The sequence below is a fragment of the Amycolatopsis echigonensis genome, assembly GCF_002846615.1.
Classification (GTDB): domain Bacteria; phylum Actinomycetota; class Actinomycetes; order Mycobacteriales; family Pseudonocardiaceae; genus Amycolatopsis; species Amycolatopsis echigonensis.
In genome coordinates this window covers 1,037,421-1,054,802 of the sequence record NZ_PJMY01000003.1, presented here as the reverse complement: position 1 = coordinate 1,054,802, position 17,382 = coordinate 1,037,421, and the positions used below count along the sequence as shown (strand labels likewise).

Sequence of the window (17,382 nt, the reverse complement as noted above, 5' to 3'; positions counted from 1 at the left end):
ATGTCCATCACTTGGACTACGGCTCCCGCACCGCGGGACGAACCGGGTAACGTGCCTTCGATACCGATCCGAAAAGGGAAGGACCGGGCATGTTCCGCAAAGTGCTGGTGGCCAATCGCGGCGAAATCGCGATCCGGGCGTTCCGCGCAGGCTACGAACTGGGCGCGGGCACAGTCGCCGTGTTTCCGCACGAAGACCGCAACTCGCTGCACCGGCTGAAGGCCGACGAGGCCTACGAGATCGGCGAACCGGGCCATCCGGTCCGCGCCTATCTGTCGGTCGAGGAGATCGTCAAGGCCGCCAAGAAGGCGGGCGCGGACGCGGTCTACCCGGGCTATGGCTTCCTGTCGGAAAACCCCGACCTGGCCATGGCCTGCGAAGAAGCGGGGATCACCTTCGTCGGCCCGAGCGCCGAAATCCTCGAACTGACCGGTAACAAGGCGCGCGCGGTCAAGGCGGCGCGCGAGGCCGGCGTCCCGGTGCTCGGTTCGTCGCAGCCGTCCAGCAACGTCGACGAACTGGTCGCGGCCGCCGACGAGCTCGGCTTCCCGGTGTTCGTCAAGGCGGTCGCTGGCGGTGGAGGCCGAGGCATGCGCCGCGTCGAGGACCCGGCTTTGCTGCGCGAGTCGATCGAGGCCGCCGCGCGCGAGGCCGAGTCCGCGTTCGGCGACCCGACGGTGTTCCTGGAGAAGGCCGTGGTCGAACCGCGGCACATCGAGGTCCAGATCCTCGCCGACGGCGAGGGCAACGTGATCCACCTCTTCGAGCGCGACTGTTCCGTCCAGCGCCGCCACCAAAAGGTCATCGAGCTGGCCCCCGCGCCGAACCTCGACCCGGAACTGCGCGACCGCATCTGCGCCGACGCCGTGAAATTCGCCCGGCAGATCGGCTACCGCAACGCGGGCACCGTCGAATTCCTGCTGGACCGCGAAGGCAAGCACGTGTTCATCGAGATGAACCCGCGCATCCAGGTCGAGCACACGGTCACCGAAGAGGTCACCGACGTCGACCTCGTGCAGTCCCAGCTTCGTATCGCCTCCGGGGAAACCCTCGCCGACCTCGGCCTGTCGCAGGACAAGATCTACCTGCGCGGAGCCGCGCTCCAGTGCCGCATCACGACCGAGGACCCGGCCAACGGATTCCGCCCGGACATCGGCATGATCAGCGCCTACCGCTCGCCGGGCGGTTCGGGCATCCGGCTCGACGGCGGAACCGCGTTTTCCGGCACCGAGATCAGCGCCCACTTCGACTCCCTGCTGGTGAAACTCACCTGCCGCGGCCGCGATTTCCGCACCGCGGTCGGCCGCGCCCGGCGCGCGGTCGCCGAGTTCCGGATCCGCGGCGTGGCGACGAACATCCCGTTCCTCCAGGCGGTGCTGGACGACCCGGACTTCCGCGAGGGCAACGTCACCACGTCGTTCATCGAGGAGCGGCCGCACCTGCTGACCGCGCGGCATTCCGCCGACCGCGGCACGCGCCTGCTCACCTACCTCGCCGACCAGACGGTGAACCGTCCGCACGGCGAGCGTCCGCGCACCCCCGATGCCGTGACGAAGCTGCCGAAGCTGCCCGCGGATCTCACTCCCGCGGACGGCTCGAAGCAGAAGCTGACCGAACTCGGCCCGGAGGGATTCGCGCGCTGGCTGCGGGAAACGCCGCAGCTCGGCGTCACGGACACCACGTTCCGCGACGCGCACCAGTCGCTGCTCGCGACGCGCGTCCGGACGAAGGACCTGCTCGCCGTCGCTCCGGTCGTCGCCGCGACTGTGCCGCAGTTGCTGTCCCTGGAGTGTTGGGGCGGCGCGACCTACGACGTCGCGCTGCGCTTCCTCGCCGAGGACCCGTGGGAACGGCTGGAGCAGCTGCGCAAGGCCGTGCCGAACATCTGCCTGCAGATGCTTCTGCGCGGCCGCAACACCGTCGGCTACACGCCTTACCCGACCGAGGTCACCACGGCCTTCGTCGAGGAGGCCACCGCGACCGGCATCGACATCTTCCGCATCTTCGACGCGCTCAACGACGTCGAGCAGATGCGGCCGGCCATCGAAGCCGTCCGCGCCACCGGCACCGCGGTCGCGGAGGTCGCGCTCTGCTACACCTCCGATCTGTCCGATCCGAACGAAAAGCTCTACACGCTCGACTACTACCTCAAGCTCGCCGAGCAGATCGTCGGAGCCGGGGCGCACGTCCTCGCCATCAAGGACATGGCCGGCCTGCTCCGCGCGCCCGCCGCGGCTCGGCTGGTGACTGCGCTGCGCAAGGAATTCGACCTTCCGGTGCACATCCACACGCACGACACCGCCGGCGGTCAGCTCGCCACCTACCTGGCCGCCATCCAGGCCGGTGCCGACGCGGTGGACGGCGCCGTGTCGTCGATGGCGGGCACCACGTCGCAGCCGTCGCTCGGCTCGATCGTCGCGGCCACTGACCACTCCGACCGCAGCACCGGCCTCGACCTGCACGCGATCGGCGACCTGGAGCCGTACTGGGAGAGCGTCCGCAAGATCTACGCCCCGTTCGAGGCCGGTCTCGCGTCGCCCACCGGCCGCGTCTACGACCACGAGATCCCCGGCGGCCAGCTCTCCAACCTGCGCACGCAGGCGATCGCGCTGGGCCTCGGCGACCGGTTCGAGGACATCGAGGCCATGTACGCCGCGGCGGACAAGATCCTCGGCCACCTCGTGAAGGTCACGCCTTCGTCCAAGGTGGTCGGCGACCTCGCGCTGCACCTCGTCGGCTCCGGCGTTTCCCCGGCGGACTTCGAGGCGGAGCCGAACAAGTTCGACATCCCGGACTCGGTGATCGGCTTCCTCCGCGGCGAACTGGGCGACCCGCCCGGCGGCTGGCCGGAACCGTTCCGCACCAAGGCACTCGAAGGCCGTTCGGCGGCCAAACCCGTCGCCGAACTGTCCGAAGAGGACCACAAGGAACTCACCGACAACCGCCGCGCCGCGTTGAACCGGTTGCTGTTCCCCGGGCCCACCAAGGAATTCCTCGCGCACCGCGAAGCGTACGGCGACACCAGCGTGCTCCCGAGCAAGGACTTCTTCTACGGTCTGCGCCCGGGCGAGGAGTACTCGGTGGACCTCGAGCCCGGCGTCCGGCTGCTCATCGAGCTGGAAGCCATCGGCGAGGCCGACGAACGCGGCATGCGGACCGTCATGTCCACGCTCAACGGCCAGCTGCGGCCGATCCAGATCCGGGACCGGTCGATCGCCTCGGACATCCCGGCCACCGAAAAGGCCGAGAAGGGCAACCCGAAGCAGATCGCCGCGCCGTTCGCCGGCGTGGTGACGCTGCAGGTGGCCGAGGGCGACCAGGTGGCGGCCGGAGCGACCGTGGCGACGATCGAGGCCATGAAGATGGAAGCGTCCATCACCGCTTCGGTGGCGGGCAAAGTCGGCCGGCTGGCAATCACCTCCGTTCAGCAGGTCGAGGGCGGAGACCTTCTCATCGTGCTCGAATAGCCCGCGCTCGCGCCACTTTTTTCGGTACGAGGGGTCCCTTCGCTCCATAACGGAGCGAGGGGACCCCTCGCACCATTTACGGCTCGCTTTTTCCGGGGTGTTCGCGCTAGCGTCGATGCATGCTGATCAACGCGGTGCCGCAATGGCAGGGCGCGATCAGTCCCCGAGCCAAGGGGCTGATCGAGGGCTGTCGCGCACTTTCCGAACTGGCCGGGCACGTGCTCGGCAAGCCGGTGCACCACGTACGTCAGGACGCCGCGACGTCCGACGTCGTCGCCGGGATAGCCAACCGGGCCGTGCTCACGGGCACGAACCGGCAGTGGCAGCTCGCCGCGCTCGAAGCGCCGGAAGGGCCGGTGCTCACGATCGGCGGCGACTGCGGTGTTGACCTGGTCCCGGTCGGCGTCGCGCGTTTCCGTTACGGCGCAACGCTCGGCGTCGCGTGGTTCGACGCGCACGCGGACTTGAACACCGCGGATTCGTCGCCCTCGGGCGCGTACCACGGCATGGTGCTGCGGTCGTTGCTCGGCGAGGGCGACCAGGATTTCGCCGCGAGCCCGGCGATCGAACGGGGACGGGCGGTGCTGTTCGGCACCCGTTCGCTCGATTCCGCGGAAGAGGAAGCCATTGCCGACGGTCTCGCCGTGCGCTCCGACGACCCCGCCGGAGCGCTGAACGCCGCGGGCGCCGACCGCGTTTATCTGCATGTGGATTTGGACATTCTTGATCCCGAAGAGTTCCCCGGAGTGAATTATCCGGAGCCCGGCGGGCTCACGATCGCCGAATTGGCCGAAGCAATCGACGGACTTTCCGGAATGGACGTCGTCGGTGTGGGCATCACGGAATGCGTCAGCGCGGAAGTCGCCGCGCTGGAACCCGTGCTGGCCGCGGTGGGGAGGGTGCTGATGGAGGGCTGAACCTCCGCATCGAGGCAGCGGATCCGCGCCTCGTCCGGTGAGTGGACCACGGGAACGCACGGGCACAAAGGAGGTGAGCCCGAGACCGTGCGGACGACGGTTCACAGAACGGCGAAAACCGCGCCGGCCGGACGATCGCCGAGGATTCACTGCGGCGGTGCGTCCAGGCTCGCCAATGCCACGCGTACGGCGTCGACGGCTTCGTCCGGCGCGACCCCGAGTTCCCGGCTGTGCCGGGCGTAGTCGGCGGCCGCGTTGCGGAGCAGCGTGCCCGGATCCGGTCGTTCGGCCGGGCCGGTCACGACGGTTCCGCGTGCTCGTGCGGTGGTGACCCAGCCGGCGGCCTCGAGTTCGCGATACACGCGGGCGACGGTCCCGGAGGCGAGTCCGAGGTCCCTCGAAAGCTGACGGATCGGCGGAAGACGGGCGTCCCGGGCAAGGGAGCCGGTCGTGATCGCGCGGACTATCTGGTCGTGCACCTGACGCCAGGGCGGAACCCCGCTCTCGGCGTCGACCACTACTCGCAGCGACATCTACCGCGCTGCCGTGGTTGTCGCGCGCTGCTTCGGCGGCGGGCCGACGATCGCGAGGAACGCGGCGACGGTCACTACGAACGCGAGGAACGAGGTGAAGTCGCCGACCGTCCAGCCGAGCGTGGCAGCCGTTCCGGTGCCGAGCCCGAGTGCGACGCGTGCACTGCGAACGCGCAGTGCCATGTCGACCTCCGGGTCGCCGGCGGCCGGACGCCGCACCGCGAGGAGCACGATGATCCACGACACCGCGGCCGCGCCGACGGTCGCCGCGAGCGGGCCCCATTGCCGCAAAACGGCGATATGCACGACGGCGGCGAGGGTGGCCAGTCCGGAGACGACGACCGTCCACAACGGAGCGAAATCGAGCACGCCGCGCGGTGCCAGCACAGCTTCTCTGCGCGGTTCCCGCGAGGGGCGCTGGGCGAGGATTTCGGCGGCGAGCCCGCCGAGCAGCACCACGAACACCAGCGAGTTCGCGTTCCGTTCTCCGACGAGATCCGTCGCGCCCGGGATGAGCGGGAGGCCGAGGAACAGCCACGGATACCAGAATCGCCGACGGCGCAGATAGCGCACGGCCACCGGCACCTGGTCGGCGGTCGGGTTCCGCACGCCCCATTTCGTGAGCAGCCGGGTGCCTTGCTTCTCGCCTGGCCACAACACGACGAGGATGATCAACCCGAACAGGCCGGTGACGCCCGCGAGGGCGAGCGTCGAGTCGAGTTGCATCGTGGACCCCTCCCTCTTGTATCAAGTGCATGCTACAAGAGAGCCGCGGGCTCTGCGGGATGACGCTCTATGGTCGTTTTCGCTGAACTTCGGTCGCCGCTGAAGGGCCAGGCATCTGAGTGCGCCCGTTGGTACGCACGGCGTGGCGCGCCTGGTGGTGTTGTGCCACTCCGACCTCGTGACTTGTCGCGAACGTGACGAGAAGTCTCTTCGGCGGGTGCTGACACGTTTGGTGTTGGCTTTCGATGTGCCGGGTGTCGCCATTAAAGGGCGAGGGGCTCCTGGCGACGTTGTGGCGCGGTCGGGAAACCGGGGCGAAGCGAAGAAGCTGCGATGTCGGTGGAGCGGGGACTCGATCGCGCTGTGCCGTCGGCTGCGTCATCGCCGGATTCCTGTGCGGTGTGACAACCGACGGGGATTCGGTTGTCAGCGTGCGAAAATGAATTCCGGTGTGGCGGGTTCCGGGTGTTTCAGCGCGCGAGCCAGCGATGCAAGGAAGCGGTGAGCGCCTCGGGTGCGTCGAGTTGGATGAGGTGTCCGGCCGAACGGACCAATTCCAGTCCGGCACCCGGGATCATCCCGGCGAGCCGGTGTGCGCGGTCGACCGGAATCCAGGTGTCCTCGGTGCCCCACACGACGAGCGTGGGCACGCTGACGTCTCGGTAGCGCGGCTCGATTTCGTCGGTGTAGCGCTGATCGGCCTGCGCGATTTGCCGATAAAAGGCCGCTTGCCCAGTCTCGCCGAGCCACGGCGCGACGAGCATGTCGTGCGCTTCGGCGGACAACGGACGATGAGCGGCACCGGCGATGTACTCCCGCACCAGCGCTTCGTGCAGATTCGGCGGCAGCTGCGAGAACACGTCCGCGTTTTTCGCCACCAAACGGAAAAACTCCGAGCCCCACGGTGCCAGCGCGACGACGTCGACGAGCGCCAGTGACCGGTAGGCCGCGCCGTGCAACAGAAACGCGCGCAGGCTGACCGCGCCGCCGTAGTCGTGCGCCACCACGTCCGGCTCTTCGAGGCCCCAATAGTCCAGCAGCGCGGCGAACGTCTCGCCCTGCGCGGCCAGCGAAACGTCCTGGCCTTCAGCCATGCTGGAACTGCCGTAGCCCGGCATGTCCCACAGGTACACGGTGAAGTCCGACGCGAACGTCGCGGCGATCGGTTCCCACAGCTTCGACGACCAAGGCGTGCCGTGGCAGAACACCAGCGGCGGCCCCGAACCCTGCCGGGACCACCGCACTCGCTGACCGTGCTTTCCTTGCCAGTCGAAGACGTCCATCAGCGCTTCAGATCAGCCACGATCTCGTACGAGCGCACGCGGTCCTCGTGGCCGTGCACCATCGTGGTGATCATCAGCTCGTTCGCGTCGGTGTCGGCCAGAAGCTGGTCCAGGCCCTTCCGGACGGTCTCCGGTCCGCCGACGATGCTTGACCCGAACCGCTCGGCGAGGAACGCGCGGTCCATTTCGGTGTACGGGTACTCGGCGGCGTCCTCCGGCGTCGGCAGCGCGATCGGGCGGCCGCGGCGCAGGCTGAGGAAGGTCAGCCCGCTCGGCCCGGCCAGATACTCCGCGCGTTCGTCGCTCTCGGCGGCGATTACTTGGACGCCCAGCATCACGTAGGGCTCGGAAAGCACCTCGGACGGACGGAAGTTCTCGCGGTACAGCCGCACCGCCGGCAGCGTGTTCTCGGCCGCGAAGTGGTGCGCGAAAGAGAACGGCAGCCCCAGCCTTCCGGCGAGCTGCGCGCTGAAGCCGGACGAGCCGAGTAGCCACACCGGCGGCTTGTTGCCCTCGGCGGTGACCGCGTTGACGCCGCGCGCCGGGTCCGGCTCGAAGTAGCTGATGAGCTCCATCAGGTGCTCGGGGAAGTTCTCCGCGGACAGCCCGCCCGGCCCCCGCAGCGCGAGCGCGGTGCGCTGGTCCGTGCCCGGCGCGCGGCCGATGCCCAGGTCGATCCGGCCCGGGTGGAAGGCCTCCAGCGTGCCGAACTGCTCGGCCACCACGAGCGGCGCGTGGTTCGGCAGCATGATCCCTCCGGAGCCGACGCGGATGCTCTCGGTGGCGTCCGCGACGTGCCCGATCAGGACCGCCGTTGCCGAGCTGGCGATGCCCGGCATGTTGTGGTGCTCGGCGAGCCAGTACCGGTGGTAGCCCAGCCGCTCGGCGTTGCGGGCGAGATCGAGCGTGTTGCGCAGTGCTTCGCCGACCCCCTTCCCTTCGGAAACGGGAGACAGATCGAGCACGGACAGCGGCACGTCAGGCAGGGAAGTCACGTACAGCAGTAACGCGCGCGGCCGCGATTCCCTTCCCGGCTGACGCGCTTATGCGTGCGGCAGCCAATCCGGGTTCGAGGCGAGCACGATCAGCTGCTGGGTCGCCCGGGTGAGCGCGACGTACAGCACGCGCCGCCCAGTCGAGGACTCGGTGACCAGGTCCATCGGCTCGACCAGCACGACCGCGTCGTACTCGAGGCCCTTCGAATCGAGGCTGCCGACGACCTTCAGCCGCTCGTCCGTCTGCCCGGCGAGCCAGCCCTCGACCTCTTCGACGCGGTCCATGGCAGTGATCACACCGACCGTGCCCTCGACCGCGCCGAGCAGTTCCTTCGCCGCGCTCTGCGTCGCCGTCGCCAAGGCGGCCTGGTCGACCGGCCGGACCTCCGGCTCGATTCCGGTGGTGCGCACGGCCTTGGGCAGTTCGTCGGCCTGCGCGTGCCCGGCCACGACCTTCGCCGCCAGGTCGAAGATCTCCGCCGAGTTCCGGTAGTTCGTGCGCAACGTGAAGCGCCGCCGCGTGGTCTTCACGCCGAACGCCTGGTCGCGTGCCTGCGCCGCCTCGTCTGGATCCGGCCACGAACTCTGCACCGGGTCGCCCACGACGGTCCAGCTCGCGTACTTGCCGCGACGGCCGATCATCCGCCACTGCATCGGCGAAAGGTCCTGCGATTCGTCGACGACCACGTGCGAGTACTCGTCGTAGTGCTCCGGACGGTGCGGCGCGCCTCCGGATCCGCCGCGCTCCGGGGCCGCCTCGACCACGGTCTGGCGACGGCGGCGCTTCGGTTCCGGACCGACCAGCACGCGCAGCTCGTCCAGCAACGCGACGTCGGCGACCGACCAGCCACGCGAACGGTCCGCGAAATCGGCCGACAGCAGGCTGATCTCGTTCCGGTTCAAGATGCCCTTCGACGCCGCGGCCATCCGCTTCTCGTTGCCCAGCCACTTGAGCACCTGCGCCGGGTACAGCACCGGCCACCACACCACGAGGAAGCGGTGGAAGTCGATGCGCTCGCCGAGATCGGTGATCAGCTCCGCGCGGTCGATCTCCTTGCCGTCCGCCTTCGCGTACTCCTCGGCCTTGTCCGCGAGGGCGGCCAGCAGCAGCTCTGCCACGCGTACGCGCGACCGGTTCGGCGGCGCGCCCTGCGTGTGCGCCTTGCGCCGCACCTTCTCCAGCTCGCGCGCGGCGAGCTTCAGGACTTCGCCGCGATAGACGATCTTCAGCTCTGTCGGCGCTTCGGGCGGGGTGTCGCGCAACGCGCGCAGAAGCACCTTTCGCATCCGAAGCGAACCCTTGATCGCGGCGAGCGCGGCGGTGTCCTGTCGCGTCGCTTCGAGACCGTCGAGCACTTCGCCGAGCGCGCGCAGCTCTACGTTCGTTTCGCCCATCGAAGGCAACACGCGCGAGATGTACGTGGTGAAGACGCCCGACGGACCGACCACCAGAACGCCCGCGCCGCCGAGCTGACGGCGGTGCCGGTACAGCAGGTACGCGGCGCGGTGCAGCGCGACAGCCGTCTTTCCGGTGCCCGGGCCGCCGGTGATCTCGGTGACGCCGCGCCACGGCGCGCGAATGACCTCGTCCTGTTCCTTCTGGATCGTGGCCACGATGTCGCGCATCTTCTCGCCGCGCGAGCGGCCCAGCGCGGCCATCAGCGCGCCCTCGCCGACGATCTGCATGTCCTCGGGCACGGCGTCGGCGATCAGCACGTCGTCGTCCACGTCCAGCACCGTCTGCCCGGAGCAGCGGATCACCCGGCGGCGCACGACGTCCATCGGCTCTTCGGCGGTGGCCTGGTAGAACGCGGCGGCCGCCGGGGCGCGCCAGTCGGTGACCAGGTTGTCGAACTCGGTGTCGCGGATGCCGAGGCGGCCCACGTAGATGTGCTCGCGGTCGAGGTGGTCGAGCCTGCCGAAGACCAGGCCCTCGTACTCGGCGTCGAGCGTCTGCAGGGTCTGGTTCGCGTGGTAGACCATCATGTCGCGCTCGAACAGCATCGACGCCTGCTCGAAGATCGCTTCGCGCTGGGCGCCCTGGCCGAGCTCGTAGCCCTTGGTCCGCATCGCCTCGGCCTGGGTCCGCAGCTCGGCGAGCCGCGTGTAGACCCGGTCCACGTGTGCCTGCTCGACGGCGATCTCAGCCCGTCTCACCCGGGGTTCCGACACGCAACGCTCCCTTGAACTCCATCAACGCGCCCCTGGAGGGCGAAGGACGACTCTACGCGCCCGCGCGCGAGGGTTCGGCAAGTCCTGCCCAACGCCACATCGCGACCTTGGGCGAAGATGGCCGGGTGACGAGGATCGTGGCGGGGAAGGCGGGCGGACGGCGGCTGAAGGTGCCGCCCAAGGGCACCCGCCCGACGTCGGAGCGGGTGCGGGAAGCACTGTTCAACGCCCTCGAAGTGGCCGGGGAGCTGGACGGAGCCCGCGTGCTCGACCTCTACGCCGGCTCGGGCGCGCTCGGTCTCGAAGCGCTTTCGCGCGGTGCCGCGGACGCGTGGTTCGTGGAAGCCGACCGTCGGGCGGCAGACGTGCTTCGCGGCAACGTCGCCGATTTGCGGCTAGGCGGCACGGTGCGAGCCGGTCAGGTCGAGACAGTGGTCGCAGCGCCTGCGCCGGTGCAGTTCGACGTTGTGCTCGCAGACCCGCCGTACGCGGTCGACGCTGCTTCGCTGGGCACCGTGCTCGCTTCGCTACACAGCGGCGGTTGGCTCGCTGAAGGCGCGTTGACCGTGATCGAACGGGCTGCGCGCGACGGTGCTCCGGACTGGCCGTCGACGTTCAAGCCGCTTCGCGACAAGCGCTACGGCGACACGGCGCTGTACTGGGCGGAGTACGACGGCTCATCCGAGGTGTGACGCAGTCGGCACGAGAGCGCGCGCGGCGGCGGGGCTTGATAGCGTCCGCGCCATGCGGCGTGCGGTCTGTCCCGGTTCTTACGATCCGGCCACCAACGGACATCTCGACATCATCGAGCGGGCATCGAAGCTCTTCGACGAGGTCGTCGTCGCGGTGGGGGTGAACAAGAGCAAGAAGGGCCTCTTCAGCGTCGAGGAACGCATGGAGATCCTGCGCGAAATCACCGCGAAGCTGCCGAACGTGCGCGTCGATTCGTGGCAGGGCCTGCTCGTGGACTACTGCCGCGACAACGACATCGCCGCGGTCGCGAAGGGCCTGCGCTCGGTCAGCGACTTCGACTACGAACTGCAGATGGCCCAGATGAACCGCGAGCTCACCGGCCTCGAAACGCTGCTGATGGCCAACAACCCGGCGTACGGCTTCGTGTCCAGCTCGCTGGTCAAGGAGATCGCGGCGCTCGGCGGCGACATCGAGAACCTGGTGCCGCCGGTGGTCCACGAACGCCTCCTCGCGGTCTACGCCAAAAAGGACTGAGTACCGCGTCGGGCCCGGACGCCAGTCCGGCGGCGGATTTAGCCTGAACGGATTACTGCCTTCGTCGGGACTTCGGCCGCGGCCCGAAGCTGTTCACCTCGCGTCATTCTGCAGACCACCCCATCGGGTTACCGTCCGAAAATGACCAACAATCGCAGCCGCGTAGTCGGTGTCCTTTTCGCACTGCTGGTCGGTTTCCTGGGGTTCGGCACGGCCGCGGAGGCCGTCCCGCTTTCCCCGGCGGCACCGGCATCCGTGCAGCCGCAGCAGAACTCCTGCGGCGACCTGTCCGGTTTCACCCACGTCAAGCTGTCGGCGCTGCCTCCGGAGGCGACTGACACCTACAAGCTCATCCAGACGAACGGGCCGTTCCCGTACCCGAAGAACGACGGCGTCGTCTTCACCAACCGCGAGGGGATCCTGCCCTCCTGCTCGTCGAGCTACTACCACGAGTACACCGTGCCGACGCCCGGCGCGAGCAACCGCGGCACCCGCCGGATCGTGACCGGCCAGGGCGGCGAGTACTTCTACACCGGCGACCACTACGCGACCTTCCAGGTCATCGACATCGACGGCGGCAGCACCCCGACGAAGTGCGGCGACCTGTCGAAGCTGAGCCCGGTCGGCTACTCGACGCTTTCCGCCGACGCCCAGCAGGTCGTCGACGGCGTACGCAACGGCACCCTCAGCGACGGCACGACCTATCAGAACCGCGAGGGCGTCCTGCCCGCCTGCGACGCCGGCTACTACACGCTCTACGACGTCGGCTCGGAAGACCGCGTGATCTCCGGCAAGGGCGGCGAGCTCGTCTACACGCCGGACCACTACGCCACCTTCCAGAAGATCGATCTCGACAGCTGACCCGGTCCGGAAGGGGCGGTCCCACCAGCGAGTGAGACCGCCCCTTCCCTCCGATGCCAGGACACGCCCGGTCGGGTGCTCGTTCACCGGTTCAGGCTGCGAAGCGGGCAGACTGGAAGCCAGTGATCGGGGAAACTGCTTGAGGGAGTGGCCGTGTACCGGGTTTTCGAGGCACTCGACGAGCTCGTCACGATCGTCGAAGAGGCCCGTGGGGTTCCCATGACGTCCAGCTGCGTGGTGCCCCGCGGCGACGTCCTCGAGCTGCTCGACGACGTCCGCGACGCGCTTCCCGGCGAGGTGGACGACGCGCAGGACGTTCTCGACAAACGCGACGACCTGCTGCTGGCCGCGCGCAAGGAGGCGGGGGAGACCGTCGCCGGCGCGAACGAGGAAGCCGAGCGGACGGTGTCGGACGCGACGTCCGAGGCCGAGCGCATCCTCGCCGACGCGCGCGCCCGCGCGGAGCAGATGCTGAGCGACGCGCACAACGAGGCCGAGCGCATGGTCGCCGGCGGGCAGGCCGAGTACCAGAACCTCACCGAACGGTCCCGCGCCGAATCCGAGCGGATGATCCAGGCCGGCCGCGACGCCTACGACCGCGCGATCGAGGACGCCCGCGCCGAACAGGCCCGGCTCGTCTCGCAGACCGAGGTCGTGCAGGCCGCGCACGCCGAATCCGCGCGCATCGTCGACGAGGCGCACGCCGAGGCCGACCGTCAGCGCGCCGACTGCGACGCGTACGTGGACGGCAAACTGGCCGAGTTCTCCGAACTGCTGGCCACCACGCTGCGCACCGTCGACTCGGGCCGCAACCACCTGCGTTCGCCCGCGACCGGCCACGGCGGGGGCCGCTCGACGCTGTACGACTACCAGGTCTGACCAGCCGCCGCAGCGATGTGCGCGGGGCCTGCGTACGCTGGTAGGCGATGTCCGAAAACCCTGCCCAGAACCCCCGCCCCGCGCAGCTCGACGACCGCAGCCCCTGGGTGGTCGACACCCGTGAGCTCGGCCGCCGCGCGGGACTCAGCCGGGAGCTGCGCCGCAGCGCGCCCGTGCCGACCTCGCTCGGCGTGCCGGGCGTGCTCGAAATCCGCGAAGGCGAGCCCGTCGAGCTCGACCTGATGCTCGAATCCGTCGTCGAGGGCGTCCTCGTCACCGGCACCGCCGCGGCCGTGGCCACCGGCGAGTGCTCGCGCTGCCTCGACCCGGTGACCGAGCACATCGAGGTGGACCTCACCGAGCTGTTCGCCTACCCGGGCTCGGCCACCGAGGAGACTACCGACGAGGACGAGATCCCTCGCCTGGTCGACGACCGGATCGACCTCGAGCCGACCGTCCGCGACGCCGTGGTGCTGGCGCTTCCGCTCGCCCCGCTGTGCCGCGAGGACTGCCCCGGACTGTGCGTCGAATGCGGCGTCAAGTGGGCCGATCTCGAGCCCGGACACGGGCATGAGAAGATAGACCCTCGGTGGGCCGCGCTGGTCGAGCGATTCGACGAGAACGCGGGCGAAAAGCCTGCGCACGGCTCCGGAGAGCAAGCCTGACGAGCGTCCAGCTCGATCCGGGAGAAGTAAGTTCGCTCGCACCCGCGAGCAGACCGTTTGAAGGAGATCTACTCGTGGCCGTCCCGAAGCGGAAGATGTCGCGATCCAACACGCGCTCCCGCCGCAGCCAGTGGAAGGCGGCTCCGGTTCAGCTGGTGCCCTGCTCCAACCGCGCCTGCCGCCAGCCGAAAATCCAGCACGTCGCTTGCCCGGCTTGCGGCCAGCACAACGGCCGCCAGGTCGTCGAGCCCGCCTGAGCGGGCAGCCGACCATGGGGGGTAAGCCCGTCGGAGGACCCGCGGCCGATCCCGCATCGTTGCTCGAGGCGCTCGGGGTCGAACTCGACCCCGAGCTGCTCCGTCTTTCGCTCACCCACCGCTCGTACGCGTACGAGCACGGCGGCCTGCCGCCGAACGAGCGACTGGAGTTCCTCGGAGACGCGGTGCTCGGCCTCGTCGTCACCGACCATCTCTACACCACCCACCCCGACCTGCCCGAGGGCCAGCTCGCGAAGCTGCGCGCCAGCGTCGTCAACATGCACGCGCTGGCCGGCGTCGCGCGCGGGCTCGGCGAGGGCGGGCTTGGGGCGCATCTGCTGCTGGGCAAGGGCGAAGAGCTCACCGGCGGCCGGGACAAGGCGAGCATTCTCGCCGACGGTCTCGAAGCCGTCATCGGCGCCACGTACCTCGCGCACGGCATCGAGGTCGCGCGCAAGCTCGTGCACCACCTCTTCGACGGGTTGCTGGCCGAGGCTCCGCTGCGCGGGGCAGGCCTCGACTGGAAGACCAGCCTGCAGGAGCTGACCGCGTCCGGGGGGCTCGGCGTGCCCGAGTACCGCGTCGAGGACAGCGGTCCGGACCACCGCAAGGAATTCACCGCCACCGTGCTGGTGGCGGGCCGCGCGCTGGGCGAAGGCACCGGCACCACGAAGAAGGAAGCCGAGCAGAAGGCCGCGGAGACCGCCTGGCGGGCCCTGTCGGAGGAACTCGGCACGGGCGACGACGCGAGCTGACGCGTTTCACTCTTTCCGGGGCTGGCCGACTCGATGTCGGCCGGCCCCGTTTTCGTTGCCGGGGCACGGGTCCCCGTTTTTTGTCGGGGGTGCCAGGCAGAATGAGCGCATGCCCGAACTACCCGAGGTCGAGACCGTCCGCGCCGGTCTCGAAGCGCACGTCGCCGGCCGTACCGTCCGGGCCGTCGAGGTGCTGCACGACCGCGCCATCCGGCGGCACGCGCAAGGAGCCGCCGACTTCACCGGACGCCTCGCCGGAGTCACGATCGAGGCGGCCCGGCGGCGCGGCAAATACCTGTGGCTGGAACTGTCCGACGGCGAGGCGGTGCTGGCTCATCTCGGCATGAGCGGCCAGATGCTGGTGCAGGCCGAGGACGCGCCGGACGAGAAACACCTGCGCGTCCGGGTCCGGTTCGCCGACGGGGGACCGGAACTGCGCTTCGTCGACCAGCGCACGTTCGGCGGCCTGGCCCTGGACGAACTGGTCGAGGTCGACGGCGACAGCCTGCCCGGCACCATCGCGCACATCGCCCGTGACCCGATGGACCCGAAGTTCGATCCGGAGGCGGCGGTGCGTGCGCTGCGTTCCCGCCGGACCGAGGTGAAACGCGCGCTGCTCGATCAGACGCTGGTGTCCGGGGTGGGCAACATCTACGCGGACGAAGCGTTGTGGCGCGCCAAGCTGCATTGGTCGCGGCCGACCGAGAAACTCACTGCCGCGCAAGGGCGAACGCTGCTGTCCGCGGCGAGCGACGTGATGGCGGCGGCGTTGCTCGCGGGTGGGACGTCGTTCGACGCGCTTTATGTGAATGTGAACGGGCAATCGGGGTACTTCGAGCGTTCGCTCGACGCGTACGGCCAGGAGGGGATGCCGTGCCGTCGATGCGGGTCGCCGATCCGGAGGGAACCGTTCATGAACCGGTCGTCGTTTTCGTGCCCGAGGTGCCAGCGGCGGGCACGGGCGGCGTAGCTGCTGGTCGGTGCCCACACAGCCGAGTGCGGCCGAGTCTGCCAGCGGGCATTGCGTTCCGCGGCCGTCGAAACGTCTTCGACGCGAACGGCAAATCGCTCGAGAACGTCTACGTATACAACGATCGCGGCCGCCCGCTCACGATCACGCGCTACGGCTGCGACAAGGACACCGGCACGAGCCAGATGATCGGGCAGGACAACCAGTTCCCGCGTCCGAAGGTCGTCGAGGGGGTGCAGGATGATCGGGGGAACGTCAACGGTTATCGCGGCTACTGCCGGGAGGACGCGGGGTGCCGTTCGCGGCGGTGATCCCGAAAGCGTCGGCGATATCCGGGTCCCGGTGCCGCCGACCGGCCCGGTGAAGCCTGCTCCGCCGACAAGGTAGATCGGCTCGGGGCGGGGAGCGGAGGTCGAGACTTGACCGGCACCTCGGCTGCGCCCGAAGCCGCGACGTTCGCCGACCCCGCCGCGACAGCTCCGGAAGCCGCCTCCAGCGCAGACTGCGGGCCTGACGCGGGCGCTCGGCAGGGGCATGGCCGGTTTCGCGAGGCGCGACTGGGCTGCCGGAGCCGGATTTGCTCGGCCGGACGGTCTCTGGCCAGCGCCTCCGTGCATCTCGCGGCCCCTGAGCCGGGTTTGTGTGGCAGGCCGGTTTCGCGCTCAACTCTCGGCGGGTCTCGCGAGGGGAGTGGCGTGCCGGAGTCAGGTTCGGGTGGCTAGGCCAGTCTTGCGGTGAAGCCTGTGTCTCGCGAGGAGCCCCGGAGCGCCGGAGTCGGGCGGGTGGCCAGGCCGGTTTCTCGCCGAACCCTCGGCGCGTCTCGCGAAGCGGCCCGGAGCGCGATACCGCTTCACCTTGCCCGGGACCCAACCGGATCAGTCGCCGACCCTGTGGCGAGGCCCTGGAACGCGAAACCGGGCGCCCCGGCCGCGAACGGCCCGGACGCCCGGGAGGCGAGTATCGAAACTCAGTGGTTGAACGCGGAGCGCGCGGCCAGGTCCGCCAGCAGCTGACGGCCCTTCTCGGCGTTGCGCGGCTGCGACAGCACGTCATAGCGCTGCGCGACCAGCTGGCTCTGCGAGATGAAGCCGCGCTTGTTGCGGTTCGCCGCGTAGCCCAGCGCGCCGAAGGCGACGTTGAACACGACACCCGCGGCCAGGCCGAGCACGATGGACAGCAGCCCGGCGGCCGGGTTGAGCATGCTCAGCACCAGGCCAAGGAACAGGCCGAACACCGCGCCGGACATGGCCGCGCTGCTGAGCATCCGGCTCCAGCTCATCCTGCCCGCGATGCGCTCGACGAGCATCGGCTGGACCCCGACGATCGTGACGTCGGTGACCGGGAAATCAGCGTTCGCGAGGTGGTCGACGGCCTGCTGGGCCTGTTCGTAGGACTCGTACGACCCGATCGGCCACCCGGTGGGCAGCGTCGGGAGCTGCGACCGCGCCTGCTGCTGGCTGAACGTGGTCTGCGTGAATGCTTCAGTCATCCCTCTCACCTCTCTTGCCCGGTCCAACGCACGAGGCGGCGGATTTGGTCCCGGACGCACCGGATTCACAGTATCTTCTCAGCCGGGCAAGCCGGACATAGCAGGCGCCGGGCGGGTGAGGCTAGTCAACCGGCCGTTTAAAGGTCTAGGAAAATACCTTTCAGCGGATTGACCCGGCCCCGGCGG

The 17,382-nt window shown here is 69.3% G+C and carries 17 protein-coding genes; 11 read left to right on the top strand and 6 right to left on the bottom strand.

The features are described 5' to 3' along the window. The first annotated feature begins 89 nt into the window (after positions 1 to 89). Complete coding sequence (locus ATK30_RS09440) at positions 90 to 3,467, top strand: pyruvate carboxylase (RefSeq protein ID WP_101435255.1); 3,378 nt, start codon at positions 90 to 92, stop codon at positions 3,465 to 3,467. A gap of 119 nt (positions 3,468 to 3,586) precedes the next feature. After that, positions 3,587 to 4,384 carry an arginase family protein gene (locus ATK30_RS09435; protein ID WP_101435254.1) on the top strand — a complete coding sequence of 266 codons (798 nt, stop codon included), beginning with the start codon at positions 3,587 to 3,589 and terminating at the stop codon, positions 4,382 to 4,384. Positions 4,385 to 4,530: 146 nt separating this feature from the next. On the opposite strand, the gene ATK30_RS09430 is transcribed toward ATK30_RS09435, so the two are convergent. From ATK30_RS09430 to ATK30_RS09410, 5 genes are all read right to left on the bottom strand, one after another. Continuing rightward, complete coding sequence (locus ATK30_RS09430; RefSeq protein WP_101435253.1) at positions 4,531 to 4,917, bottom strand: GntR family transcriptional regulator; 387 nt, start codon at positions 4,915 to 4,917, stop codon at positions 4,531 to 4,533. Next, complete coding sequence (locus ATK30_RS09425; protein WP_101435252.1) at positions 4,918 to 5,643, bottom strand: hypothetical protein; 726 nt, start codon at positions 5,641 to 5,643, stop codon at positions 4,918 to 4,920. Positions 5,644 to 6,113: 470 nt separating this feature from the next. Continuing rightward, positions 6,114 to 6,926 (bottom strand): alpha/beta fold hydrolase, encoded by an 813-nt coding sequence (locus ATK30_RS09420; RefSeq protein ID WP_101435251.1) that lies wholly within the window; start codon positions 6,924 to 6,926, stop codon positions 6,114 to 6,116. Continuing rightward, on the bottom strand, positions 6,926 to 7,921 hold the full coding sequence (locus tag ATK30_RS09415; RefSeq protein ID WP_208637308.1) for an LLM class flavin-dependent oxidoreductase: 996 nt from the start codon (positions 7,919 to 7,921) through the stop codon (positions 6,926 to 6,928). The genes ATK30_RS09420 and ATK30_RS09415 overlap by 1 nt, the downstream gene beginning before the upstream one ends. Positions 7,922 to 7,969: 48 nt before the next feature. Next, positions 7,970 to 10,093, bottom strand: coding sequence for a HelD family protein (locus ATK30_RS09410; protein ID WP_101435250.1), 2,124 nt, complete (start codon positions 10,091 to 10,093; stop codon positions 7,970 to 7,972). 125 nt (positions 10,094 to 10,218) lie between these two features. On the opposite strand from ATK30_RS09410, the gene rsmD reads away from it, so the two are divergent. The 9 genes from rsmD (at position 10,219) to ATK30_RS09365 (ending at position 16,018) form a co-directional block, all read left to right on the top strand. Beyond that, the gene (gene rsmD, locus ATK30_RS09405; protein WP_183124321.1) at positions 10,219 to 10,785 is read left to right on the top strand and encodes a 16S rRNA (guanine(966)-N(2))-methyltransferase RsmD; all 567 of its coding nucleotides are present in this window, start codon (positions 10,219 to 10,221) and stop codon (positions 10,783 to 10,785) included. A gap of 52 nt (positions 10,786 to 10,837) precedes the next feature. Then, positions 10,838 to 11,320, top strand: coding sequence for a pantetheine-phosphate adenylyltransferase (gene coaD / locus ATK30_RS09400; protein WP_101435248.1), 483 nt, complete (start codon positions 10,838 to 10,840; stop codon positions 11,318 to 11,320). Between the two features lie 141 nt (positions 11,321 to 11,461). After that, on the top strand, positions 11,462 to 12,181 hold the full coding sequence (locus ATK30_RS09395) for a ribonuclease domain-containing protein (protein WP_101435247.1): 720 nt from the start codon (positions 11,462 to 11,464) through the stop codon (positions 12,179 to 12,181). Positions 12,182 to 12,334: 153 nt separating this feature from the next. Further along, positions 12,335 to 13,060 (top strand): DivIVA domain-containing protein, encoded by a 726-nt coding sequence (locus tag ATK30_RS09390; protein WP_101440724.1) that lies wholly within the window; start codon positions 12,335 to 12,337, stop codon positions 13,058 to 13,060. A 47-nt stretch (positions 13,061 to 13,107) separates the two neighbouring features. Beyond that, positions 13,108 to 13,725 carry a YceD family protein gene (locus ATK30_RS09385; protein ID WP_101435246.1) on the top strand — a complete coding sequence of 206 codons (618 nt, stop codon included), beginning with the start codon at positions 13,108 to 13,110 and terminating at the stop codon, positions 13,723 to 13,725. Positions 13,726 to 13,799: 74 nt separating this feature from the next. Next, complete coding sequence (rpmF, locus tag ATK30_RS09380) at positions 13,800 to 13,982, top strand: 50S ribosomal protein L32 (protein WP_009074209.1); 183 nt, start codon at positions 13,800 to 13,802, stop codon at positions 13,980 to 13,982. Positions 13,983 to 13,996: 14 nt separating this feature from the next. Then, complete coding sequence (gene rnc, locus ATK30_RS09375; protein ID WP_183124320.1) at positions 13,997 to 14,737, top strand: ribonuclease III; 741 nt, start codon at positions 13,997 to 13,999, stop codon at positions 14,735 to 14,737. A 109-nt stretch (positions 14,738 to 14,846) separates the two neighbouring features. Beyond that, positions 14,847 to 15,707 carry a bifunctional DNA-formamidopyrimidine glycosylase/DNA-(apurinic or apyrimidinic site) lyase gene (gene mutM, locus ATK30_RS09370; RefSeq protein ID WP_101435244.1) on the top strand — a complete coding sequence of 287 codons (861 nt, stop codon included), beginning with the start codon at positions 14,847 to 14,849 and terminating at the stop codon, positions 15,705 to 15,707. Positions 15,708 to 15,733: 26 nt separating this feature from the next. Next, positions 15,734 to 16,018 (top strand): hypothetical protein, encoded by a 285-nt coding sequence (locus tag ATK30_RS09365; protein ID WP_244194568.1) that lies wholly within the window; start codon positions 15,734 to 15,736, stop codon positions 16,016 to 16,018. 656 nt (positions 16,019 to 16,674) lie between these two features. Here ATK30_RS09365 and ATK30_RS09360 read toward each other — a convergent pair. Continuing rightward, on the bottom strand, positions 16,675 to 17,196 hold the full coding sequence (locus tag ATK30_RS09360; protein WP_101435243.1) for a YflT domain-containing protein: 522 nt from the start codon (positions 17,194 to 17,196) through the stop codon (positions 16,675 to 16,677). Between the last annotated feature and the right edge of the window lie 186 nt (positions 17,197 to 17,382).

What these genes read in the sequence shown, in the direction of transcription:
- ATK30_RS09420 (WP_101435251.1), bottom strand. Translation starts at nt 6,926, where the DNA reads ATGGACGTCTTCGACTGGCAAGGAAAGCACGGTCAGCGAGTGCGGTGG.
- ATK30_RS09360 (WP_101435243.1), bottom strand. Translation starts at nt 17,196, where the DNA reads ATGACTGAAGCATTCACGCAGACCACGTTCAGCCAGCAGCAGGCGCGG.
- ATK30_RS09385 (WP_101435246.1), top strand. Translation starts at nt 13,108, where the DNA reads ATGTCCGAAAACCCTGCCCAGAACCCCCGCCCCGCGCAGCTCGACGAC.
- ATK30_RS09440 (WP_101435255.1), top strand. Translation starts at nt 90, where the DNA reads ATGTTCCGCAAAGTGCTGGTGGCCAATCGCGGCGAAATCGCGATCCGG.
- ATK30_RS09395 (WP_101435247.1), top strand. Translation starts at nt 11,462, where the DNA reads ATGACCAACAATCGCAGCCGCGTAGTCGGTGTCCTTTTCGCACTGCTG.
- coaD (WP_101435248.1), top strand. Translation starts at nt 10,838, where the DNA reads ATGCGGCGTGCGGTCTGTCCCGGTTCTTACGATCCGGCCACCAACGGA.
- ATK30_RS09430 (WP_101435253.1), bottom strand. Translation starts at nt 4,917, where the DNA reads ATGTCGCTGCGAGTAGTGGTCGACGCCGAGAGCGGGGTTCCGCCCTGG.
- ATK30_RS09425 (WP_101435252.1), bottom strand. Translation starts at nt 5,643, where the DNA reads ATGCAACTCGACTCGACGCTCGCCCTCGCGGGCGTCACCGGCCTGTTC.
- ATK30_RS09435 (WP_101435254.1), top strand. Translation starts at nt 3,587, where the DNA reads ATGCTGATCAACGCGGTGCCGCAATGGCAGGGCGCGATCAGTCCCCGA.
- mutM (WP_101435244.1), top strand. Translation starts at nt 14,847, where the DNA reads ATGCCCGAACTACCCGAGGTCGAGACCGTCCGCGCCGGTCTCGAAGCG.
- rnc (WP_183124320.1), top strand. Translation starts at nt 13,997, where the DNA reads ATGGGGGGTAAGCCCGTCGGAGGACCCGCGGCCGATCCCGCATCGTTG.